This is a genomic window from Microseira wollei NIES-4236 (assembly GCF_020521235.1).
GTDB classification, from domain to species: Bacteria; Cyanobacteriota; Cyanobacteriia; order Cyanobacteriales; family Aerosakkonemataceae; genus Microseira; species Microseira wollei.
In genome coordinates this window covers 78,689-102,895 of record NZ_BLAY01000003.1, presented here as the reverse complement: position 1 = coordinate 102,895, position 24,207 = coordinate 78,689, and the positions used below count along the sequence as shown (strand labels likewise).

Sequence of the window (24,207 nt, the reverse complement as noted above, 5' to 3'; positions counted from 1 at the left end):
AATTTTAGAATTTACGAGCCAAAAATTATGAACCAATTTCTTGCCGCAATCGCTTTTTTGCTCTTAATTTTTGCCGCGTCTTGCTTTGCACAAAACGATATGACAGCTAAAGTTGACAAATTTGTTAAAGACGAAATGCAGAAACAGAAAATTCCCGGCGTTTCGCTTGCGGTGCTTCGAGACGGGCAAATTGTCTATGCCAAAGGCTACGGGCTGGCAAATGTTGAGCATCAAGTCCCGGTTAAGCCCGAAACAATCTTTCAGAGCGGTTCGATTGGTAAACAATTTACCGCGACAGCCGTGATGATATTGGTTGAAGAAGGAAAGATTAGCCTTGACGATAAAATCAATAAATATTTTACGGATGCGCCTGAAAGCTGGAAAAACATCGCCGTGCGCCATCTCTTGACGCACACTTCTGGAATGGGCGATTACCCGAAAGATTTTGATTACCGCGCCGATTACACGGAAGACGAATTCTATAAAAAGATTAAAGCTGCGCCGCTCGCATTTCAACCCGGCGAGAACTGGGATTACAGCAATATGGGATATGTCACGCTTGGCATTTTAATCAACAAAGTTTCAGGCAAGTTTTACGGCGATTTCCTGCAAGAGCGTGTTTTTAAGCCGCTCGGTATGACGACTGCGCGAATTATCAACGAAGACGATATTATTCCGAACCGCGCCGCAGGTTATATGTTGGTCAAAGGCGAACTCAAAAATCAGCAATGGGTTTCGCCGTCTGTTAATACCACCGCCGACGGTGCGCTTTATCTCACCGTTTACGATATGGCGAAATGGGATGCCGCGCTTTACGGCGAGAAACTGCTTAAGAAAACAACTCTCGAACAAATGTGGACACCCGTTAAATTAAACAATGGAAAAACTCATCCTTACGGCTTTGGGTGGGGGCTGGGCGAAGCCAATGGCAAGCGAATCATCGAACACGGCGGCGCGTGGCAGGGCTTTAAATCTTTTATTGTGCGCTATCCTGACGAGAAGCTGACAGTAGTAATTTTTGCTAATTTGATTGAGGCAAGCGAAGAAAAACTGGCTCGCGGTGTCGCCGCGATTTATAGCCCCGCCGTTGCACTGCCCGCACTTTCTTCGATTGAAGACAAAGAGCCGAAAGTAACCGCGTTTGTCAAAGAAGTTTTGCAAAAAACAGTTGACGGAACTGTTTCACGAGAGCTTTTCACACCCGAAGCCGCTACTGCTCTGTTTCCCGACAGAAACAAACAAGCCGGAGATTTTCTTAAATCGCTCGGCACATTTGTTGACCTGCAACTGGTTGAACGCACTGAACAAGGCGAAGTTAGACTTTATCGTTACCGAGTGACGTATCGTAATTATCAAGATAATGTTTTACTGCTCACCGTCGGATTGACAAAAGATGATAAAATCGCCGGAATTCAAATTCAACCGGAGTAAAAAGCAGCCATCAACGAAAAACTTGCGTAGTCGCTTCTAATTGTGATTGTGTCCCCACTCGCTGGGGAAACTAATTGAATGGAAACAAAACAGCATCAAAATCACTCGGAATTTTCAGGAGTTGGAGTCCCCACTCGCTGGGGAAACTAATTGAATGGAAACATCTTTACACTCAGCCTTCCATCCAACGGTTGTTACTTGAACCATAAGCTGGACAAAGTAGAAGCATAAGCTGTCCACGAGCAATGTGACTTAAACCAAAAGATGGCCGCTTTTAAAGCAAAAGCTGAATCTACAATGGTAGTTGTCGCCGCGCCCCAACTGATAGAGCATACATACAGGATAGACTGGTTTGTCAGTTTATTTAGCAAAAAAAGCTCTTTTAACTTGCGCGGTGACCTTTCACTCGCAAGCGTGCGACAACTATCTCCAGTCAATTTTAGATTTCAAATTCTAAATCTGAAATCTAAAATCTGAAATCTGCAATCATTTCAGGAGGTAGCCATGAATACAGCAGAACGCGACCTGCGTTTAGAAATGCTAAATAGCTTGCTCACCACACCCCACCGCAAGTTAGAGCAAGTCGCAGAAATTCACAAATTAATAGTAGAACTAGACCCAATTTTTTACGGACATTTAGCAGTTTGGTATCAGCACAACGGCGACGTGCGCGACCACAAAGAAGTGTTCGTCGGTAACTTGCTCACCAGCAATTTAACCGAACATCGCGATGCAGGTTTTGTCATGTTGCAACAGTTCCCGCCTTATGAAGTATCGCGGATTGTAGACTTCATGAAGCAGCATCGCAACAAAATGCCTCGTTCTGCACGCACAGCGGTAACGCGCTATCTCAAAGAACGGGAAAAGAACCCGGCATTTTTTGACCGCGCCGCACTGCGGGGACGCAAGGCGATGAAGCACCTATACGCGACATTGCACATTAAGCCCAATGTGCGTGCAGATGCGGTTCTGTTCAAAGATGCACCGCCAGAAGATAGTCTCGCGTTTGTTCTCAAGCAGCTAGCGAAGGCGGCGACACCCGCAGAACAAGCAAATCTAATCGTCGAGCATAATATTCCTTACACCATCGCCATCGGTGCGGTAAAGCAAGTGACGCCGACGGTATTGGTAGCGCTGATTAACTCGATGTCGCCGCAAGAGGCGATCAATAACCTCAAGTCGCTCAAAGATCGGGGTGCAATGGAACATCCAGAGGTGAAGGCGCTGATTGATGGCAAACTGGAAGAGGCACAGAAGAGCGATCGCATCTCCGCCTACAAAGCAAAAGTCGCCGCCAACGTCACCGAATTGGATGCACAAACCGCCGCCAAACTAGAAAAAGTCACCGACGAGCAAATTAAAAAGCGCGGTAAAATTGCCAAAGCAACGGGTTTGCTAATAGACAAATCGGGTTCGATGGAAAATGCCATTGAAATTGGTAAGCGACTCTCTGCTTTAATTTCCGGCATTACCGAAGCAGGATTGTTCGTCTACGCCTTCGACACCGTACCTTATCCAGTAACAGCAAACGGTACTGAATTAAGCGATTGGGAGCGTGCTTTCGAGCATATCAAAGCAGGAGGCGGTACTAGCATCGGTTGTGCTTTGGAAGCAATGCGTCTCAAAAAGCAGTGGGTAGAACAAATCATTTTAGTAACAGATGAAGGCGAAAACTCTGCACCTTATTTTGCTAACGTTTACGACAATTACTGTCGCGATTTGGCAGTAATGCCCAACGTGGTAATTGTTAAGGTAGGTAGCACCAGCAATTACGTCGAAAACCAGTTAAAGCAAAAGCAAGTGCAAGTAGATACCTTCACCTTCGCAGGTGATTACTACTCGCTACCGAACCTCGTTCCAATGCTATCTCGTCCATCGCGCCTAGAATTGCTGATGGAAATTCTGGATACGCCGCTACCCGTGCGGGAAGATAAGTAGATTGAACTCTAGAATCCCGGTTTCGCGAAAGTTACCGGGATTCTCAATCCTAGCTAATATCATGTCCGCTTGAAGAGTTATTGTATATTTTGATGGGTGTAGGGGCGGGTTTTACAGATAATGCGTGCTTGTTACAGACAATTTAGATAAACCCGCCCCCCCCTAGTTGCTTTTATCAAATCCAAGACTATGAAACTAGCAGAAGCTTTAATATTGAGAGCAGATTGTCAAAAAAGAATTGAGCAATTAAGGCAAAGACTGGTTAGAAGCGCTCAAGTTCAAGACGGAGAACAACCCCCAGAAAATCCCCAAGCTTTGATTGCCGAATTAGAGGCAGCAGTCAATGAACTCAACGACTTGATTAAGCGAATCAACAAAACCAATTCACAGACAACTCTAGCCGATGGCATGACGTTATCAGATAGTTTGGCACAGCGAGATACGCTCTTGCTAAAACGGAGTGTATATGATTCTCTAATTAATGCAGCCGCAGCTAAACAAGCTCGCTATAGTGCCGCTGAAATCAAAACCTTAAGTACGGTCAATATTGCCGAACTGCAAAGGCAAATGGATCAACTCTCTAGACAGTGCCGCGAGTTAGATACTAGAATTCAAACAGCTAATTGGAATACTGAACTAATCGATTGAGCAAGTTGGTAGCCAATGCAATAGAAGCGAGTACAACCCGCCAACTGGTATCAGTTGGTAATTGGTGGGCATTAGGGGTAATGCCTAGCGGGTTCGATCCCCGTCGTCACAAGTTAAGCCCAGTATTGTTACAAGCGTACAGGGCATTGTTAAAGTTACTACCGCGTACTGGTTTATTGATATTGGTGAGGGTGGGAAAGGGGTTATTGCTCAATCAAATTAGTCATCGGTTATATGATGCGCGCTAGATTCGACATCGTATATTAAGGGTTGGTGTAGGGGCGGGTTTTACAAACAATATGTGGCTCAAACAGACATATTAGATATAGCGGATTGCAATGGGGTGAGGGAAAGCCAAATGGCTTTGTTTGTGTAGCGGCAGCGTTAACGCTGCCGCTACACAAACAAAGCCGTACCTTATACGGCTGCAAACCGCTATAAACCCGCCCCGGCTCCCGTGCAATACTCGTTACCTATCACTTAGCGATAAAAATTGTCAATCAAGTAAAGAAAAACAAAATGACGGAAATATCAGTAAAACTCGTCAAAGAACTGCGTCAAAAAACTGGTGCAGGCATGATGAATTGCAAAAAAGCGCTTAAACAAACCAATGGTAATATTACCAAAGCGATTGAATGGATGCGGCAAAACAACATGGGCTTCACTCCTACAAAACTTTCCTCTGCAACAGAAGGAATGATTGGCTACTACATTCATACTGGTAATACAGTCGGCGTGCTGATAGAAGTCAACTGCGAAACTGACTTTGTAGCGCGCAGCGACGAGTTTCAAACTTTAGTGCGAAACATCGCCATGCAAGTTGCAGCTTGTACAAACGTCGAGTACGTTAAAGTAGCAAACATCCCACCAGAAGTTGTCGAAAAAGAAAAACAAATCGAAATGGGACGGGATGACTTAAAGAACAAACCAGAAAACATCAAAGAAAAAATTGTTCAAGGGCGAATTGAAAAACGTCTCAAAGAAATGTCTTTGATGGATCAGCCATACATTCGCGATCAAAGTATGACAGTAGAAGATCTGGTGAAGCAAGCTCAAGTTCAATTCGGCGAAAACATCCAAGTTCGTCGCTTTGTCCGCTTTGTACTAGGCGAAGATATTGAGTAAAAAGTAGGGTGCGTTAGGCGCGGCATTTAATGTTGATACTTGGGCAAAAAATGAAAATCCGCGCCGTAACGCACCAACCTAAATGGTGCGTTACACTTCGTTAACGCACCCTACTTAATAAACTAGCACCAATCTACTACTCGCTACCGAACCTCGTCCCAATGCTATCTCGTCCATCGTGACTAGAATTGCTGATGGAAATTCTGGATACACCGCTACCCGTGCGGGATGATAAGTAGGGTTAGAATGTGGTAATGCTCATCAGTAAAGCCGATGGGCACTGCCCACCCTACAACCTTCTGGAAGCAATTTTTGATGTCAGATTCAGAATTTTTAGAAAAATTACACCGAACTTGGGTTCAAGCCTTAATTGAGGGCGGCTGGAACGACTGTGCAGCAATTATTGTTGATGCTGAATTATCTTTCGAGGAATCATGGGATGAATACTTAAATCGTCCGTATATTTCAGGTCTTTCAATCTATTTACCACTTAGTTTCCACTTAATAGTTACAAGGGATGAGGACATGCAAAAAGTTATCAAACAGTATTTTTTTTCCATTGCTCAAGGTTATGTTTGGGACGATATGACTGATTTTCCCGTTAACTACAGAGTTAATTTGCTGGAGGTAGAAGAGAACTGGCAGAAAACTATTAAATTTCTAATTGCAAAGTCAAAAGATTTGAACCAAGCGCTTGTAACTGAGAAGGTTTTTGCCCGAAAAGGCAAAGAACCTATTGTTTATAACGAAATGAAGTTTGCCTCCCAATCAGAAATTAGGATTGCACAAGAGTTAGAAGCTTGTGGAGTATTGTTCTTTCCGCTACCTCTAGCTGTCAGGCATGAAACGGGAAATATTTATGAAGACCATAGAGAAGTAGACTTTTTAGTGTGTTTAGATGGAACATTTGGAATCTTGGAGATTTCTTTTCACCAAAATAGGTATGAGCAAGATAAGCAAAAGGATGCTTGGTTTAAAAAATCAGGAATTCTATGTATTGAACACTACCCTGCTGACAATTGCTACAACCAACCACAAGCTGTAGTAAATGAATTTATAAGCATTCTTTCAAAGCACAAAAGATAGATTCAAAGCTTGTAGCTGTGTTTTAGCGATTAATACCAAATGATACTCTACCGTCCTGTCGGATTAAAAGAACTCGAACTAATCGCTCAATCCGACTTTAAAGCATTTCCCCCTCGTCTTCCCGAACAGCCGATTTTTTATCCAGTACTCAATTTTGAATATGCCGAACAGATTGCACGAAACTGGAATACAAAAACTAATAGTTTTGCTGGCTTCGTGACTAAGTTTGAAGTCGAAGACAATTACGCAAACAGGTTTGAAGTTCAAACTGTTGGTAGCCGAATTCATCAGGAATTGTGGGTTCCTGCTGAAGAATTGGCAGAGTTTAACCGTCACATCATTGGTAAAATTACAATTGCAGCCGCTTATTACGGCGAGAATTTTCAGGGGGAGATAGATCCAGAAACAAATTTACCGACAACCATCAAACTAGCATAAAGCTTTTCCCACGGAAACGCCAATCAATTTGGAGGTAATGTTATGAGCGAACTGAAAGAAGTTTATCAAGCGATCGCGCAAGCAGTCCAACAGCAACTCGCCCAAGAATATCCCGCTGAAAAAACCTACGTATCGCCCCAAGAAATAGCAAAAAAAATCCAAACCAAAAACCAGCAAAAGCCGGATAAAACATAAAATAACTCTGGCAAAAATAACTGGGGCAGGCAGGATGCCCACCCCACAAAAATAGAAAATTTCTTGTGGGGTGGGCGTCCCGCCCGCCCTTCAAACGATCTGAACAGAACTTTTGCCAGAGGTCTAAAAATTAAGGAGGTGAACGCCATGATCGACATGCAAACCGCTTACAAATTAGCCGCAACAGCCGTGCGCCAACGGTTCTGTCCAACCTTCTGTTCATGAGGCAACCAGACACCATGGTTACTTCTAATAGCTACAATAAAATTCAGTTTTAATTCTTCTAAGCATCCTAAAAAAGTCGTTTCACTTTCTCCGGACAAACTATCTGCTAGTATCAATTCTATTTCAAATCCCATTTGCTCAGATATCATCCCTATATGCAGATGTTTAAAAGCCTCAAAACTTCTGACATCTGAAAACAGATTTCAGATGTCAGCGCCATATACATCTACAAAATTGAGGGTTTGTCGAGCTGGACGTGGCTTATCCATAAGCTGTTTTCCCTAATTATACTCTCATCAGAGTGACAGAAGAGCGATAATTACGCCCAACGTGGCTCCAATTCCTGGAATTGCATCAAGCACACCAACAACAATCGCCATAGAAAACTTGACACCTAACAAAGAGAACTAATTTAACCCGGCATTACTTTCAGTATTTTTGGCACTGGCAAATCTCCATCGCTGCCCCTATAAGTGCCATTTTTTTGGAAATATTCGACAAATTCACCGATATTTTCGGAGCCGCTTTGTTGTAAAGCTATTAATAAATCGCTACTTTGTACAATTAATTCTTCTACATTTATATCAGCATAAATTGGCTGGTAATACCGCAATCTATTAATACCTTCTCCTAATAAAATTGCGGCTCCCCGCCAGTTTTTGTTACCTAAATGATAGAGGGCAACTGCTATTTGCAAGATGCCCTGATAAAAGGTTTTATCTGGCTCTGTAGATTCCATCCACAGAGCCTCAAGTGTATCGTGACAGGCGTAGAATTCTCCTTGGTTAAATTGTTCTACGCCTTCGGAGAATTGTTGCGGCACGGTTTCGCTCATAATGAAAATTTCAGATTTAAGATTGAAGATTTCAGATTTAAAATTGGCTCAATTTATTCAATCCAAAATCTAAAATCTAAAATCTAAAATTATTTCAAGTTTATCCCATGCTGCCTCTTACTTCTTTGATTGTTGCGATGGAAATTTCCTGGGTTTGACCAGCGAAGTCGTTGTCTGGAGTGAGGAATAACATGCAGTGACATTCTTTGCGTTCGCGCATGGGAACGCAAGGACAGTTCCAGAAGGCGGCTTTGACTTCGGCTTCTTTGTCTTCGTAGTGACGACAGGGACAAAGGGGTGACCCAAGTTCGTCTTTGTGCTTCGCCAGTCCTTCAATTACCACCGCTGTGACGGCGGGGTCAACGCAGAAATAAGTTCCGGTACTTTTGGCGTACTGTTCGGAGAATTTCCGCATTGCTTCTAGATTTTTGTCCGTTGATACGTTGCTTTCGGTTTCGGCAGTGTTCATGGCGATCGCGCTCTCTCGATATCTTGAATTCTATCGTAGTGCTTCTAGTCCATAGAGATCTCTCTAAGCTTTGTCCAGCCAGTAACAATTCAATAAAATTAGCCAAATGATAAAATATACCTATTTTTTGGGACTTGACAAATGTAAATGCTTTATGCATTTGTTCATTGCTAATGGCTAATGGTAAAGCTGGAGAATATTTCCATGAGCAATTAGCAATTAGCAATTAGCAACGAATTAGCGATCAAGCGATTGCTACGAACAATCTACCTTAGAGGGGATTGCAATTGCAGTTGCAGCGATTGTTCTGGATTGATTATGTAGCCGGATCGGTCTTGATGGAAGCTACTTTTCTCCTGAGTTAATACTCGTGAAGGCCACTGGATGTATCGACTCCCGGCGGGAAGAGTTTTAAGGGTTTGCGGGTTTTGCGTCAGCCAAATTAAGGGTTGATTGGGTAAATTATTTGCCGTTGCTTCTTCTGGTGCTTCCACAGATGCCAACGCTTCTAAAACAACGCGGTTGCCATGTACTAAACCAGTTCCTGCTGTCCAGAGTTTAGCGTTTAACTGACAGCGACTGGCGTAGAAGTAAAGCGAAGCGGCGGCGATGACGGCGCTTTCAAAGTCTTCTTTCTGCCAAGCGAATGCACTATCGAGACAAATCAGGGGTTCTTGTCCGCCAGTAAAGACTTCTAATTCGCGCACCCGCAATTCGCCGTAACGGGCGCTGGTTTTCCAGTGGACGAGGCGGATGGGGTCGCCCCAACGGTAGGGTCTGAGCGATCGCGTCAAGTCTTCGGTGGTAGATTTAGAGCGGCGATCGCGGCTGTAATATTGTGGCGTTTCTTGTTGTCCCATTTCATCCATCAGCGGACAGCTCGTCAAGGACAATACGGTAGGATAAACGATTGCCGTCGCTGCAACTTGGCGCTGTCGCCGACACCAAAATAAACCTAAAGGCGTTGCAGTTCTTAACTGTACTGTATGCCAGTGATATACGCCCCGGCGGGTGGTAGGGTAATGGTAAACCCAGCGGTAACTTTCTTGGGGTGCTATGGTTTCGATGACTTGTTGTACCGGCTGACCCAGGATAAAAGGGATTGTATCTTGGACTTGCAGCAGGGTTTTCGGTTGGTTACTCTGATTTTTGATTTCTAATTCAATGTTGAGGTGGTCGCCAGCGCTGATGGGTGGGATGGGATATCGTTGGATAGAGATGCCTTTGAGCGATCGCGCGGGTAACACCGCCGCCATTATCAACAGCGCAAAACTAATCCCGCTGATCACATAAAGCCATCCAGCCATTGTATTGATCGCAGAACCAAAGAAGCTCAGCGCGAACCCTAAAAACACCCAACCGTTGTAAGCGGGGTTCACCCAGCGGGTTTCTAACCAGTCTGCCATCCGAGCAACGATTTTCATAGCAGATAATCAGATATAAATCTGTAATTTTTGTAACAAAAATTTTGAATAAAATGCAAAAGAAAATACCACAACCGTGTTTACACTGAATAGAATTTGAATAGAGCTACGACTGGCCTGTGCATTGGTGCTTGAACTTTTTAGTCAGCATTACCGTTTTTATAGCTCCTCCAGGCAGGTCTACCAGTTTCAGTTTACATGCTAGCCAAAACAAAAAGACGATGAACGGTTCAACAACACCTCGCACCCGGTTTAACGAATCTGAGCCACCACCAGTGCCTCCTGCTCAAGCACAGCCACAACCACCCCGCCAGCGCCAGATGGTACCATCTATTGAACGGATGGTGAGGCACGCAGCTAGTCAGCAAGCTTCTGACATTCACATCCGGGTGGGAGAAGTGCCTCGATATCGGATACGGGGTCAGATGATGCCGCTGGGAAATCACGATAAAGTGACGCCAGAGTTGTTTGAACAGTATCTAGCTGAAATTTTGACGCCTAAGCAACGGCAAACCTTTGCCGACACCCACGAACTGGATACGGCGATTTACTACCCCGGTTTGGTGCGCTGTCGGGTGAACTGTTTTGAAGCGCTGTTGGGTGGCGCGCTGGTGCTGCGGTTAATCCCGTTGGATGTACCTTCGATTGATAGCTTGGGATTGCCCTTGGTGATGAAGGATATCGTACAGCGCCCCCAGGGACTGATTCTGGTAACGGGACCGACGGGTTCGGGGAAATCAACTTCGATTGCGGCGATGATTCGCTACATGAACGAGACGATGAGTAAACACATCGTTACAATTGAAGACCCGATCGAGTTTGTACACACGTCGCAAAAGTGCCTGATATCGCAGCGGGAAGTAGGTTTGCACACCCACGATTTCCACGATGCGCTGCGGGCGGTGTTGCGGGAAGACCCGGATGTGATATTGATTGGGGAAATGCGCGATCGGATTACGATTGACACCGCGCTCAAAGCTGCCCAAACAGGTCACTTGGTATTCGGAACCCTGCACACCAACAGCGCCATCAATACCGTTAATCGTTTGCTCAACGTCTATAATCCAGATGAACAGCAATCGAAGCGGATCATGATTGCCGAGGCGTTGATAGCAGTCGTTGCCCAAATCTTGCTTCAGACAACCGATGGTCGGCGCTGTGCGGCGCACGAAATCTTAATCAATACCCCGGCGATGCAAGATTTCCTCGCTAAGGGTAACGATGAAGAAGCTTTCCACTTAATCGAAAATGGTTCCGATGAGGGAATGCAAGTTCTCAACCAAGCACTGTGCGATTTGGTGCTAATGGGCAAGATTAGCGGCGATGAAGCGGTGAAAGCATCTCCAGATATCGGTGACTTGCGGCGTCGGGTTCGCAACGAAGGGGTCGATCCGGCGCGCGCCAGTCGCGATTATATTCAGGATACTGGTTACAGACCTAGATAGTCAGTGTCCTGTGTTCTTGACCAAATTTAGACCCCATCCGATCCTTGGGCATCGGGTGGGGCGTAAATTTTGAGATGATCCCAAATGATATCGTTTGCGGTTGCTAAGGAATTACGACCTGTAGGGGCTTTTTCCCAATTAGCAATTAGCAATTAGCAATTACCAAGAAAGGCCGATCATTCCGATGCAACCGGATTTGATATGATGTTAATTTTCGCGCCCCAGATTGGGCAATATAATCCTATATTCATCCATCCCCAATCCCCAATGCTCTACTTTATTTTTGCTTGGACCTTACTGATTATTGCTTGCTGTTCGATTGGAACGGCTTTGCTAAATTTGTTGCGAGCAGATTGTTTTGAGCGAGTAGGCGATCGCTTTACAATTTCAGTTTGGCTGGGAGTAGTTATCCTGGCAATTTCCCTGCTGGCAACATCCCTAGTCCTTCCCTTATCTCCCTCGGTGGGGGGAATTATTATTTTGTCTCTTATTTTAGGGTCTTTTTTATTACAAAAAACCTGGAATGAACTTTTTGCGCTTATATCCAACCTATCTCCCCGGTTAATTTTCGGATATTTGATTTCAGCCCTCGGTGTCGCTGCTTTAACCACTCGACAGGTAACGTGGATTGACACGGGTCTTTACCATTATGGTGCGATTAAATGGTTAGCTCAATTTGGCGCTGTTCCAGGGTTAGCGCTGGTTCATAGCAACCTGGGTTTTACCTCATCCTGGTTTGCATTTTCAGCCCCTTGGAATGCTGATATTTTCGATTCTCGCGTCAGTGCGCTCGCCAATGGTTTTGTCTTTTTAATCGCTTTATTGCATTTCCTAATTTGTCTAGCGCAAACTTTCACAAATCAAGCACAAATAAGCGATTGGTTCGGATTAATATATGCGGTTATTATTTTACCATTCGTCGCTAAAAATAATCTGATGGCGGTGATTTTGGTATCGCCGTCCCCCGATTTACCTATCCTTTTTTTCACTCTAGTTATAGCTTGGGCAATTTTGATAATTTCCCATCCCAGAACGTTGCCATTACAGGAAGTGAAAAATATTTTAGATGCTAAAACGATACCAATAATTCTTTCGGTTGGGGCAGTGACAATGAAGCCAACTGCCCTACCTTTATTATTTATATCAGGGATTTTTTATGTTGTCGGCAAAGGATTGAATTTCCGACGAATTTTGATGGGTGTTGCTCTAACTGTTTTGCTGCTTTTACCCATGTTTAGTTTCGGAATTATTACCTCTGGATGCCCGGTTTTTCCCTCAACTTTTTTGTGCGTCGATTTACCTTGGTCTTTAACAGCAAAAGCAGCCAAGGGTGCTGCCAAAGGTACTCATGAGTGGACAACCTGGTATGCATCACAACAACCAGAAAAAAATTCTATTTTCTGGTTGTTGTGGCAGTGGTTTAATGATGCCAAATTACACCAAGTCATGGCTTTGCTAATTATCATCTCAATTCTATGTTCTATCCACATCGTGCGAAGCGCAAATCATCAAAGTCGGGGACAACTTTGGTTAATAGCATTAGCCGCTTCAGGAATTACATTTTTAATGTTCACAGCGCCTTTTTTCAGATTTGCACTGGGGTATTTAATTATTCTGCCTGCTTTATCAATGGCTATCTATTGCCGAAAAAAGTTGGGTCAGATTTGGCATCAAATTGCCGAGAGATTTACTTCTTATTATCAAAGCAGAGATTTTAGGAAAGTTTTTCTGGGAGTTACTCTTTCTTTAGCGACCCTGACTAGCATTTTATTGTTTAATAAAGCAACTCAATCGCAACTTCTTTTACCACCTCAGCTACCCAAAGGAGAATTATTACGAAAACAAGTAAACGGTATAACCTATTTTTCTCCCAAGCCTGGGAGTCTATGTTGGAGATCAGAATTACCTTGTGGGTTTAAGATTGAAGATTATGTAAAACTGCGCGATCCAGAGCGGGGAATTAAAGCCGGGTTTGTGCGGAAAAACGAGAATTGAACCGACAGGAATTACGTGAAAAAGAAGCAATTAAAACTTAAATTCCGCACCCTCAAGTGTCATACTACAGATTTTTAGGCAAAAGCTCATCTGGCAACAGGCAACAGGAAGAATATTTTCTAGGTTAAACAGTCTCAAAAGTTACGCGGTTCTTGCCTATAATTCCGAAAAAACCGATTGTGACAGTTGAGGGTGCGGAATGTGGGTTAGATGACACAAATCATTTTTGTATCCGCCCAACGGCTCTATGCAGGCTACTTCCAAGTATCTTCATCGTGTTATTTCTGATTTGACAGCTCTAACTACGATTGAAACTTGGTAACTAGGGTCGCGGTAATCCAACGCTTGTTTTTTCAGTTCCTGAGCTGCCAGTCCTTGCAAAAAGGCAGTAGCTGCCAGCACATTTCCATAAGTTTCCACCTGAACGTTATCCTTGGGAAAAACTTCTTCAAACAGCCGCTGTGCAGATACACTTGTGAAACCCCAGTGCCAGCAATTATTCCATTGAGAATCGCAGAGTTGGGTAATGCTTGGAAGAGTTACTAGCGCAACTCCCCCTGGTTTCAGGATGCGATAGATCGTCTTCAAAGTAGTTCGCAAATCGTAAATAAATTGAAGCGTTTGTGTCAGGATCAGGCAGTCAAAGGTATCGGATAAAATAGAGTCTGCCTCAGCTAAATCGCCGACAATAGTTGCATAGGGGTTACCTTCTACGGCGTGCAGAACGTCGCTGCGGATGACACGCTGACCCCCAAATTTCATTGTGTAGTAGGGATCTCCAATCTCCAGCACGCGACCTCGAATGTCATCCGCATGACTAGCAAGAAAGTTCTCAATATAGTATCGGTCAATCGGCTGTCCTCGGTCGATGCCAAAAACTGAGCTGATGGGGGTCAAGCGTTGCAAGCTGCCCAAATTCACCCAACCCACTGCTGGCCAATGTTTATAAGTCTGTTTTTGAGTTTTTAGCCAAAGCAGGAGGGGGACTAGCTGTCTCGGCGTTTCTATTTGTCTCTCTAACCATTTGATAAACTTGATGGGATCTCGGACAAGTTGTAACAAACGAAATAGTATCGGATGTTGGCAAGCCCACAGCTGACTTTGGAGAGCCTGCCAGACCGCAGTATCTTTGGCATCGCGTTCTAACAAATACTGTTCTAGCCATTTGAGGAAATTATGACGATCTGAATAGATTTTCCCTGTTTTTACTGAGATAATCGAGCTATTCTTTGAGTGATGTCGAGACCTGTCCCAACAACTACCTGCCACAAATACAGGTTCTTGAAGATAGACTTTGGTATAAAAAACCATGTCTGAGTACAGGTCGCGGAAAGTCTCTTCAAATTCACCGATCTTTTCAAATACTTCGCGCTTTATCAGGACACTAGAGCTAGATGCTTTGGTGCTTTCATCTTGTAAAAAGAGTTTGAGCAGATTTGGCGGCTTCACCAGTGTATTGGATTTGATCCCCAATCGGGTTAAATGGTCGCCTTTTTTGAGGCTTTCAGCATCCCCCGTCCAACTGTACCAAAATTGAGTACGCCCATAGAGCATCGCAGCCTCAGGGTTGGATTCCAGGATTGCTACCTGCTGTTCAAGTTTATTGGGCAACCAAACATCATCACCGTCTAAGAAAGCGATATACTTACCCTTAGCATGACGAACACCTAAGTTGCGCGAAGCACTCATGCCTCGATTTTGGCGACCCTCATGCTCGAGATAGTATACCTTCTCCGAGTGTTGGTCTGCATAGCGACGAGCGATTGCAGCACTCCCATCGGTAGAGGCATCGTCTACAAGCAAGAGTTCCCAGTTGTCATAGGTTTGGGCAAATACGCTCTCAATTGCTTCCTCGATAAACTTCTCTTCATTCCAGAATATAGTGATGACAGAGACTAATGGCTTGTTACTCACGATCCTGTTACCTTTTATTTCTACTGTAGCTTAACCTAACCTACACATTAATTAACTCAAGTTGCTAGTTATAAGTTGTGACATTGGTAATTGGTAATTGGTAATTGGTAATTGGATTGATTGGCAGTCTACTCTTGACAATTACCCATTACCCCAGTCAGAAACAAAGGTGATTTGGCGTCAGAAACCCGGTTTCAGAGTTAATTTCTCGCTGTCAAACCCACGATAATTCCTTGAAACCGGGTTTCTTTAGCGTCAAACCCCCGATAATTCCTTGAAACCGGGTTTCTTTAGCGTCAAACCCCCGATAATTCCTTGAAACCGGGTTGATTTGCCAAGGGATGTAACTAGCAACTTGAGTTAATTAGTAAATTGCTCGTTTTAATTACAGTCAAGCCAATAATTATTCCGAAAATGAGGCGATTAAAAATGGCATAGCTGACTCTAAAGACCACTGAGGAACAAAGTTGAGAACAGAAGATATTTTGGAAATATCAGCGAGTGAATGTTGGATGTCACCTAAACGTGCAGGGGCAAATCTAACTGGTGATTTCCAGTCAGGAAAGTGACCTTTTAAAATATCAACAAGCTGAAGCAGAGTTACTGCTTTTCCGGTGCCTAAATTACAACTTAAGCACGAACCAGGAGCAAGGGAGAGGGTTAAGGCTTTGGTAAATGCGATCGCCACATCCTTAACATACACAAAATCCCGCGTTTGCGTCCCATCCCCATAGATACTAATCGGTAAATTCTGCTGCATAGCTGAGACAAAAATCGAAATCACTCCAGAGTAGGGCGAGTTAGGAACTTGGCGGGGACCAAACACGTTAAACATGCGTAACCCTACAAAGGAAAAATCAAAGGATTTTGCAAACAAATTGGCATACTGTTCGCACACCAGTTTTTGCAAGCCGTAGGGAGAAAGCGGGGAAGTAGGATGATCTTCTGAGATCGGCACTTGAATAGGGTTACCGTAAACAGCAGCAGAACTGGCAAAAACGAGACGAGGAATCTTTAAAGCCTGAATTAGCTGAATTACAGAAATCGTTGCAGAAATATTGTTATGATGAGCCTCTAGGGGATGCAACCAAGATTCTGTTACCGAGGGAGTCGCAGCTAAATGGGCAATACCATCAATTTGCTCTGGAAAATCTTCCGGTTTACAGGCAGAAACGTCTTTTTTGAGGAATTTGCTCCGAGGATGTTTGGTTAAATTTTGTAGCCGACCTGTCGTCAGATTATCAACGACTGTGACGCTGTAGCCTTCTGATAAAAGCTGTTCGGTAACGTGAGATCCAATAAAACCCGCTCCGCCAGTGACAATAAAGTGCATAATTCTATACTGATAAACTCTAGTTGACTGTTATTTGTGATTTCTTAATTTAATTATACTATTTTTTACTTCATTTCTGTGAATATTGCCCAAGATAATAATTACTTCAATTCCCACTATATTAAAAATATAATTAATTACATCAACAAGGAATATAATAACTTGTTGGGCTGATTTAAGCAAACATAAATAATTTAAAATTGTTTATGTTTGCTTAAATCAGCCATAGCGAATTTAATATTTTCAGCTACCGCTTCCCAAGAATATTTTGATTGTACTAAATCATAAGCATTATTTGCCAATTTTTCCTGTAAGGCACGATCTAACCACAGTTTGACAATAGCCTTAGTCATACTGTCCACATCATCTCCGAGTAATAAATGCACACCATTTTCAGCGTTTAAACCTTCAGCGCCTTTAGTGGTACTGACTACCGGACAACCTGCGGCAAAGGCTTCTAAAATTTTAAACCTTGTTCCCCCTCCTTTATAAAGAGGCACAACCATGACACTTGCACCAGCTAGATAAGGTCGAATATCTTCCACCTCTCCTGTGACGATAATATTAGAATTTTGTTGCGCTGCATCATACATAAATTGAGTTGCACCACGTCCTACTAATAGCATGCGACTATCTGGATAGACTTCGAGAAGTTTTGGATAGATTTGGTTAATTAATAACTCAGCAGCTTCGCTATTTGGAACATAGCCAAAATGACCAGTAAATAGGATATTTAATTGACTTTTTTCTAATCCAATGGATGGTTCACATTCACCCAAACCTACACAATCATAATATTTTAAATTAATCCCATTAGGCACTAAATAACTATGAGGAATTGCACCATATAATTTTTCTAACGAATTTTTATCTTGCTTGCTGCAAACCCATACTTGAGCGGATTTTCTAATTAAATCATTTTCTGTAAACTTGATTTGCGGGAGATGCAGTTTTTTTCTAGCCCAACTTCTGACACTGGAAACAGAACATCTAATTGTTTCAAAAAGAGACGCTTCCACATTATGTTCATCAAAAATTATTTGACATTGATATTTTTGCACAACTGATAAATAGTGATATAGCCATAATTCCTCAATGATGACTACATCAGGCTGAAAGCTTTTCATTATCTCATTTAATTGTGCTGCCGCAGGCTGGAGATATGCCCAGTAATCATTTAATCCTAGTAGGCGTAACCACCAAATACCACGTTGTAACCTTAGCCAAAGTGAAGGATGTTTAGCAACATTATAATGATGCCAGATAGTTACACCTTCAATCGCTTCATTGCTAGAGTCCTCATTATACACTGAAAATACCGCAACCGGGCCAAAATTCATCATTATATTAATATTTTGCCAATTACGCATCGGCACACCACCTAATGGCGGATATGTCATTTTTGTAATAAAAAGAGTCCGAATTTTAGGAATAGTCATAGATAAAGTCAAAGTAATTTGCTGCGAAATTTTAACAATTATTAGTTTTTATCCAATTTTTGGAAGCGGTATTTTTCATACAGCTTGTAAGGAACTAATTCCCTGAATTTGACCAGTTTATACATATCATTTAAAGTAAGATTTATAGTTTTTTTTGTATAACTGCTTTCTATTTCATCATGATAAAAATGTTTAGATAAAAAACCAGATTTTATATATTGTATAAAAATTTGATATAAATTTTTCAGAGTTAGAATATAGATATCGTGACGTAAAAGAGTCATGCTTAAATCTAGCTGTAAAGATTTATACAACCAAGCTAAACTATTGGAATGTTTGCTGGAGTGAAAACTTTGATAAGCTAAATAAAGATAAAAGTTACTACCAGACCAATGATAAATTTGCTCAGGAATTTCTGGATGTTTTTGCCGAACCATCTGCATCAGTAACTCATAAAATTTGACCATAGATGCATCCTTATAAGATGTACTCAAAGAAGTTTTACGATATCCAATAAGAAATTCTGGTACTACTCCAAATTGATAAGATTCAGCAATACGCAGGTAAAGTTCCCAGTCTTCAGAACCATGAGAATGTTCATCTTTTAACTGTTCATTATTATAGCCACCCACTTTTTCTAAACAAGTACGGCGGATTAAAACAGCACTACCATTACCTATAAAATTACGGCATAATAATGGTAGATAAACTTTTCCTTTCTGTTCAGAAGCATGAAACCCGCCAGTCAGAAAATCATCTTCATTAATATCAACTGACCAAGAATATACAAGACCCACTGAAGAATCAGATTCAATTATACATTTTACCTGTTTTTCTATATTCTGAGGATACCAAATATCATCTGCATCAATTGGCGCAACAAATTCTCCTCTAGACTTTTGAATTCCTAAGTTACGCGCTGCTGCTACTCCAGCATTAGGCTGTTGCAACAGCCTAACTCGCCGATCTTCTTGAGCAATTGACTGAACTATCTGTGCAGTTCGATCTTGAGAGCCATCATCAACTACTATTACTTCAAGATTATGATAAGTTTGAGCCAGAACTGATTTTAAAGTTCTCTCAATAAATCTCTCAGCATTGTAAGCAGGGATAATTACTGAGACTAAATGATCATTATCATTTGCGAGATAATTAGCCATAATTATTTAAGTATAGCTTAAGTTTTGTAATAAATCTAAGGTTTGTTTAAGCATTTTATCCTCTGAAAAATATTTGACTCTTAATTGGGCATTTTCAGCCATTATTTGCATTAGATTATAATTGTGTAAAGCCCAACGGATTGCTTCTAGTAGATCGCAACTATCTCCCTTACGAATCAATAAACCGTGAACTTGATGTTCAATTACTTCGGGAATACCATCAGTAGCAGTCGTAATCACAGGTAAGCCATAAGCCATTGCTTCCAGTAATGCAAATGGTTGTCCTTCATAATAAGTAGGAAACACAAATAAGTCAGCCGCTTGTAATAATCTCGGAATATCCGACCGATAACCCAAGCATAAAACCTGTTCTGTAATTTTATATTCTTTGAGTAAATTAAGCAAGGATTGTTTTTCTTCACCATCTCCTACCCAAACAAATTTTAGATCGGGAAATTCTTGCGTTAAATGAGGAATAGCCGGAATTAAAAAATCATGTCCTTTTTGCTTGCTTAAACGAGCAACGGTGAGAGCAATTTTAGTCTGTTCAGATAATTGCAATTCCTTTCTAACTTGATAGCGTAAATGACTAATATCTTCAGCTAATTCTGCTTTAATTTCAGCACCATTATAAATACAATATACTTGGTCTTTAGGAATTTGAAATGATTGACTAATAGACTTACAATTACTCAGAGAAACTCCAACCCATTGCTGCTTTCTCTGATGCGCCCAATGATATAATTTTAATTTAATTGGACTTAATGCTAGGGGATAAGGTACTAACTGAAAAACGACAACTGTTGGAATTTGTAAAAAACCACAAGCGAGAATACTCCCTAAGCCAAAATCAGGCCAGGGAAGATTAATCATAACAACATTGGGTTTAAGCTTAATTAACAAAAGTAGAGTTGTGAAAAAATGAGGTATTTTACTTAAATCAAATTTGACACGAGGAATAATTAACTCTTTCAAAATCGGCATTAAAGACTGATGCTTGTTACTGATTTCCAAAAAACCAGGAATATCTGTTTCTGCAATACTTAAAGGGTAATAACTAATTCCAGCTTGAGTTAAATCTCCAATCAAAGAATTTATACCTTCAGTTGGAGGAAACGCTACATTAACTTCCCATTTAGCTTGAGTAGCAGTTTTGGCAATTTTTAAGCTATATTCTTCGACTCCACCACGTTTAGTTGAGGGAATAATTATTAATGCTTTCATGTAGTTAAATATTGAATAAAAAGTGGCATTGCCGATTGAGAAAGATCTTGATAATTCAAATCCAAAACGCAATTATTTTGAGCAATACTAGCTTGAGAATCTGATGGGTATGGCATATAGATTATATTGAATAAAAAGCCTTAAGCTTTCCAAGTATATAAAAAAGTCGATACACTGGACTTAAAACGATCCACTCAAAACCACTCTTGCTTTTCAAGATAAATTTGATATCTTCCTTTACTAAATAATACCATCCCATCGCAGCATTAATAAGATCTTTCTCGCCACCGTAAAGCTCTTTGTAAGCTCGATGTTCGTTATAAGACCGTAAATAAACTTTTGAAAAAGATTCATTATGCGAATGGTAAACAGTTGCTTGCGGTTCATAGATAATTTTATATCCAAGGCGAAGTACATTAGCAGCCCATTCCTGATCCTCAGCATAGGATATAGTTTCATGAAATGGTTGGATTTCCCATATACTCCGACGTACTGCTGAGTTGGAGTTAGAAAAGCAGAAGTTCGCAGGATCGTTTACATCATTTTGAACTCGAATGCTCTCGCCATAGTATGATAGGTAGTCTCTCTGTACTGGTGGCCAAGCATCTAAATGTGGTAGCTGTTTGCCATAGGTAGCTGCCACATTCGGATCGTTAAATGGTTTTACCAGCATCTCCAGCCAATCCGTATCTTTGGGAAATGCATGAGCACTTAGAGAAATAACAACATCTCCTTTGGCTGCGTCGAAGCCAATGTTTAAAGCTTTTCCATAAGTGAAATCTTCGCTAGAAATTTGGATCAAGTTAATGTTTTTCCATTGGCGCACAAGTTCTACTGTTTTATCAGTAGAGCCAGAGTCAACCACAATAACCTCATAGGGTTGAAGACTCTGACTACTGATAATATTAAGAGTCTTAGCGATCGCGGCTTCCTCATTCTTTGTCCTGATTAGGATAGAAACTTTCATGGTTCTAGCTATAAAACTCAGTTTAGGTAATGTTTTCGATGTTGTTACACTTGTTAACTTGAACCCAGATTAGCAATAATATAGTATGAATTCAAGAAATTGTCAAAGTTTTAACGAATCTCAACCAAAGCCGAGTGCATAATTTTCTTCACCTTTCTATATATGTCCCTCGATAGCACGAAAGGATATTGAATAGTTTTCAGTAATCGGAATAATCTTGGATGTCTATAGGGAAAAAATGCTTGGTTAAGTTTTTTCCAAACCATAGGATTTTTTACGTCTTGCTCAACCAAATATTTTTCTAACCAACTTAGGTATTTGAATCGTCCAACCTGTTCTGCTTCACGCCCTTTTCCTTCCCTCCATGCAGTTCGCCAGTAACTATTCGGATGCATTCGGTATCGATCCCAACACTCGCTAGAAACGTATACAGGATATTTAAGAAAAACCTTGGAGTGGAAAACCATATCCTCATTGGCGTTTCTGAAGTCCTCTTCAAACCCTCCAAGATCTTTAAATGTAGAACTGCGGACTATAATACTGCATGAACAAGGATAGATATCTCTATCTTGCAAATAGAGAATGAGCTGTGTAGGCGGATCAATAAGTTTATTAAATTTAATGCTAGTTATTGTCATTGGATCAACATCATTTTCCGCCAAATAAAATATCGAACGGCAGGGATTATCAGTAGTCCAACTGAACCAAAACTGAGTTCTACCGTATAGCATAGCAGCTTCTGGATATTTCTCAATAATGTTTATTTGCTGTTCCAATTTATGTGGAAGCCAAACATCATCAGCATCGAGAAAAGCAATGTATTCTCCTTTGGCATGGCGAATACCTAAATTACGAGTCGCGCTCATACCCCGATTTTGATGTTGTTCATGCTCTAGATAATAAACTTTTTGGGGATGCTTCTGGGCATATTGTAAGGCTACCGAAGTGCTTTCATCTGTTGAGCCATCGTCTACAAGAAAAAGTTCCCAGTCAACATAAGTTTGAGCGAATATACTTTCTATAGCCTCAATGAAAAATTTTTCACCTGCATTGAAAAATATGATAATGCAAGAGACTAGCGGTTTTTTATTTGTATGTTCAGGCATAAAACCACCTCAATAGTTGTTTCGCAAATTTCTCCCCATTCCAGTTTTTTACGCCAAAGCGAGGCAATTGAAAAGGGTCGCTTTGTTGCCAAGCACTATCCTCAACAGTAGAACAGGCACAGTCAAACCCAAGAGTTCGGGCTAGTTCAACTGTTTGGGCAGAGCGATTTCCAAAAGGATAAGAAAAACTCGTTATGGGATAATTGAGCAAGTTTTCCAAGAAAACTTTGCTGTTTTGAATCTCATTTCTTTGAACAGTTTCTGAATGTTCAGAGAGACAGGGATGTGTAACTGTGTGAGCGCCAATTTCTATGAGATTGTCTGCTCCTAGAGCAATTAATTCTTCAGGAGACATAGGGCGATAGGATGGGTATGAATTCTGTTCACAGTTGTTCCAGGATTGGATATCTTTGAGGATGCGGAACTGTTGGGTTTCCGATAGCGATCGCAACTTATCCCAAACAGAGTAAAAGAAAAATAGTCGAGAGTCTGGTTTTGCTTTCCAAGGATCAAACTTACTATCTCGTTGATAGTAAGTTTGACTATAATTAGTAGCTTGACCTACGTCCCATTGATGAATCTGGCCATTAATACTAAGACTTAGTTTTTCTGGTAAATTCGTCGGTTGTAGCAGCAAACGCTCTAATTCATCCCACCAAAACTCACGCTCCCCTCCGATATAGCCAGTCGTGACAAAGATAGTTGCTGGTATACCATAGGACTCTAGTATTGGTTTGGCATGATGGAGATTATCTGCATAACCGTCGTCAAAGGTGACAACTACTGCTCTTTCTGGTATGTTGCCATCCTGATGCGCTTGAACGAATTGCCTAAGACTAATGGGGTGGGCATATTTAGTTAAAACTTCTAGTTGTTCAGCGAAGTGTTCTGGTGTTACACACAGACACCACGGATCAAAATCTACTTTGGCGATTCTGTGATACATCAAGATCAGTGCTTTTTGGGCTGAGAATCGCTTTTGGATTTTGTAAACAGCATCATTTAACCAAGCAATCTTAAAGGGATTCATGTTAATGCCTCTGGTTTCACTGCCCGAATGGTGATTGCCACTGGATAACTAGGGTCGCGATAATCTAACTCATCAGTTCGTATTTCTTGGTTACTCATTCCCTGAAGAAATGCTGTGGCTGACAAGACATTCCCAAAGCTTTCAATTTCAATGTTTTCGGGTGGAAAGACTTCCTCAAAAAGTCGTTTTGCTGATAGAGTTGTGAAATTCCAGCACCAACATTTACTCCACTCACGATCGTTTAATGAGGTGATACCAGGAATAGTGACGAGCAAAACACCACCGGGTTTCAAAACTCGATATGCGGTTTTGATGGCTAGTCGAACTTCGTAGATTAGCTGAAGAGTTTGTACCAGGAGAAAGCAGTCAAAAGTATCGGAGGGAATCTGGGGAGCATCGGTTAGATCCCCCACAATCGTTGCTTCTGGGTTCCCTTCTTCGACGTGAAGCACATCGCTTTGAGTTACATTTGCGCCGCCAAATTTGTAGGTGTAGTAAGAGTCGCCAATTGCCAGCACGCGCCCGCGAACATCCTGAGAATGGCGCAACAAAAAGTTCTCGATGTAGTAGCGATCTATCGGCACTCCGCGATCTAAACCCCAATTTGAACTGATCGGTGTTGTGCGTCGCAAATCCCCCCATCGCACCATTCCCAAAGGCGGGCGGAGGCTATAAGCGTGCAATTTATTTTTTAGCCATTGGTAGGCAGTGTCTGGCAATGTCTGCTTTGCTATTCGGTCTAATTGTTCTTTATTCACGCCAAAAATCTCCTCATAATTA

At 41.8% G+C, this 24,207-nt stretch carries 22 protein-coding genes and 1 pseudogene; 10 read left to right on the top strand and 13 right to left on the bottom strand.

Translation table 11 applies throughout. The annotated features are described in order from the left end of the window. The first annotated feature begins 27 nt into the window (after nt 1–27). The 8 genes from MiSe_RS02225 (at nt 28) to MiSe_RS02190 (ending at nt 6,861) form a co-directional block, all read left to right on the top strand. Nucleotides 28–1,431: a serine hydrolase domain-containing protein gene (locus MiSe_RS02225; protein ID WP_226573922.1), complete on the top strand. Its 1,404-nt coding sequence runs from the start codon at nt 28–30 to the stop codon at nt 1,429–1,431. 504 nt (nt 1,432–1,935) lie between these two features. Continuing rightward, nucleotides 1,936–3,369 (top strand): vWA domain-containing protein, encoded by a 1,434-nt coding sequence (locus MiSe_RS02220; RefSeq protein WP_226573919.1) that lies wholly within the window; start codon nt 1,936–1,938, stop codon nt 3,367–3,369. A gap of 189 nt (nt 3,370–3,558) precedes the next feature. Next, a complete protein-coding gene (locus MiSe_RS02215; RefSeq protein ID WP_226573906.1) occupies nt 3,559–4,017 on the top strand; it encodes a DIP1984 family protein in 459 nt (152 codons plus the stop codon). Next, the gene (locus tag MiSe_RS02210) at nt 4,014–4,265 is read left to right on the top strand and encodes a hypothetical protein (protein WP_226573891.1); all 252 of its coding nucleotides are present in this window, start codon (nt 4,014–4,016) and stop codon (nt 4,263–4,265) included. Before MiSe_RS02215 ends, MiSe_RS02210 begins: the two co-directional genes overlap by 4 nt. A 271-nt stretch (nt 4,266–4,536) precedes the next feature. Continuing rightward, the gene (locus MiSe_RS02205; RefSeq protein WP_226573888.1) at nt 4,537–5,142 is read left to right on the top strand and encodes a translation elongation factor Ts; all 606 of its coding nucleotides are present in this window, start codon (nt 4,537–4,539) and stop codon (nt 5,140–5,142) included. A gap of 315 nt (nt 5,143–5,457) precedes the next feature. Beyond that, entirely contained in the window at nt 5,458–6,228 is a 771-nt protein-coding gene (locus tag MiSe_RS02200; RefSeq protein ID WP_226573884.1) for a hypothetical protein, read from the top strand. A 39-nt stretch (nt 6,229–6,267) separates the two neighbouring features. After that, nucleotides 6,268–6,666, top strand: a complete 399-nt coding sequence (locus MiSe_RS02195) for a hypothetical protein (RefSeq protein ID WP_226573882.1) — start codon at nt 6,268–6,270, stop codon at nt 6,664–6,666. Between the two features lie 42 nt (nt 6,667–6,708). After that, a complete protein-coding gene (locus tag MiSe_RS02190) occupies nt 6,709–6,861 on the top strand; it encodes a hypothetical protein (RefSeq protein ID WP_226573879.1) in 153 nt (50 codons plus the stop codon). Between the two features lie 194 nt (nt 6,862–7,055). On the opposite strand, the pseudogene MiSe_RS02185 reads toward MiSe_RS02190, so the two are convergent. The 4 genes and pseudogenes from MiSe_RS02185 to MiSe_RS02170 form a co-directional block, all read right to left on the bottom strand. Continuing rightward, nucleotides 7,056–7,235, bottom strand: a pseudogene (locus MiSe_RS02185) (IS701 family transposase); the annotation flags it as partial. Between the two features lie 263 nt (nt 7,236–7,498). Continuing rightward, entirely contained in the window at nt 7,499–7,921 is a 423-nt protein-coding gene (locus tag MiSe_RS02180; RefSeq protein ID WP_226573865.1) for a DUF309 domain-containing protein, read from the bottom strand. Nucleotides 7,922–8,021: 100 nt separating this feature from the next. Beyond that, nucleotides 8,022–8,390 (bottom strand): ferredoxin thioredoxin reductase catalytic beta subunit, encoded by a 369-nt coding sequence (locus MiSe_RS02175; protein ID WP_226573862.1) that lies wholly within the window; start codon nt 8,388–8,390, stop codon nt 8,022–8,024. A gap of 266 nt (nt 8,391–8,656) precedes the next feature. Continuing rightward, nucleotides 8,657–9,814: a DUF58 domain-containing protein gene (locus tag MiSe_RS02170; RefSeq protein ID WP_226573859.1), complete on the bottom strand. Its 1,158-nt coding sequence runs from the start codon at nt 9,812–9,814 to the stop codon at nt 8,657–8,659. Nucleotides 9,815–10,035: 221 nt separating this feature from the next. Here MiSe_RS02170 and MiSe_RS02165 point away from each other — a divergent pair, with 221 nt between their 5' ends. After that, on the top strand, nt 10,036–11,259 hold the full coding sequence (locus tag MiSe_RS02165) for a type IV pilus twitching motility protein PilT (RefSeq protein WP_373872737.1): 1,224 nt from the start codon (nt 10,036–10,038) through the stop codon (nt 11,257–11,259). A 201-nt stretch (nt 11,260–11,460) separates the two neighbouring features. After that, nucleotides 11,461–13,254, top strand: coding sequence for a DUF8201 family protein (locus MiSe_RS02160; protein ID WP_226573848.1), 1,794 nt, complete (start codon nt 11,461–11,463; stop codon nt 13,252–13,254). 270 nt (nt 13,255–13,524) lie between these two features. On the opposite strand, the gene MiSe_RS02155 is transcribed toward MiSe_RS02160, so the two are convergent. The 9 genes from MiSe_RS02155 to MiSe_RS02115 all read right to left on the bottom strand — a co-directional run bounded on the left by MiSe_RS02155 (nt 13,525) and on the right by MiSe_RS02115 (nt 24,185). Then, on the bottom strand, nt 13,525–15,168 hold the full coding sequence (locus MiSe_RS02155) for a glycosyltransferase (RefSeq protein WP_226573844.1): 1,644 nt from the start codon (nt 15,166–15,168) through the stop codon (nt 13,525–13,527). A gap of 403 nt (nt 15,169–15,571) precedes the next feature. Next, the gene (locus MiSe_RS02150) at nt 15,572–16,501 is read right to left on the bottom strand and encodes an NAD-dependent epimerase/dehydratase family protein (protein ID WP_226573842.1); all 930 of its coding nucleotides are present in this window, start codon (nt 16,499–16,501) and stop codon (nt 15,572–15,574) included. Between the two features lie 194 nt (nt 16,502–16,695). Next, the gene (locus tag MiSe_RS02145; RefSeq protein WP_226573839.1) at nt 16,696–17,940 is read right to left on the bottom strand and encodes a glycosyltransferase family 4 protein; all 1,245 of its coding nucleotides are present in this window, start codon (nt 17,938–17,940) and stop codon (nt 16,696–16,698) included. Nucleotides 17,941–17,981: 41 nt separating this feature from the next. Further along, on the bottom strand, nt 17,982–19,100 hold the full coding sequence (locus MiSe_RS02140; RefSeq protein ID WP_226573836.1) for a glycosyltransferase family 2 protein: 1,119 nt from the start codon (nt 19,098–19,100) through the stop codon (nt 17,982–17,984). A gap of 6 nt (nt 19,101–19,106) precedes the next feature. Further along, nucleotides 19,107–20,324: a glycosyltransferase family 4 protein gene (locus MiSe_RS02135; protein WP_226573833.1), complete on the bottom strand. Its 1,218-nt coding sequence runs from the start codon at nt 20,322–20,324 to the stop codon at nt 19,107–19,109. Nucleotides 20,325–20,445: 121 nt separating this feature from the next. Then, complete coding sequence (locus tag MiSe_RS02130) at nt 20,446–21,291, bottom strand: glycosyltransferase family 2 protein (RefSeq protein ID WP_226573819.1); 846 nt, start codon at nt 21,289–21,291, stop codon at nt 20,446–20,448. A 110-nt stretch (nt 21,292–21,401) separates the two neighbouring features. Next, nucleotides 21,402–22,397, bottom strand: a complete 996-nt coding sequence (locus tag MiSe_RS02125; protein WP_226573816.1) for a glycosyltransferase family 2 protein — start codon at nt 22,395–22,397, stop codon at nt 21,402–21,404. Further along, the gene (locus MiSe_RS02120; protein ID WP_226573792.1) at nt 22,390–23,427 is read right to left on the bottom strand and encodes a polysaccharide deacetylase family protein; all 1,038 of its coding nucleotides are present in this window, start codon (nt 23,425–23,427) and stop codon (nt 22,390–22,392) included. The genes MiSe_RS02125 and MiSe_RS02120 overlap by 8 nt, the downstream gene beginning before the upstream one ends. Then, complete coding sequence (locus MiSe_RS02115; RefSeq protein ID WP_226573789.1) at nt 23,424–24,185, bottom strand: methyltransferase domain-containing protein; 762 nt, start codon at nt 24,183–24,185, stop codon at nt 23,424–23,426. The genes MiSe_RS02120 and MiSe_RS02115 overlap by 4 nt, the downstream gene beginning before the upstream one ends. Between the last annotated feature and the right edge of the window lie 22 nt (nt 24,186–24,207).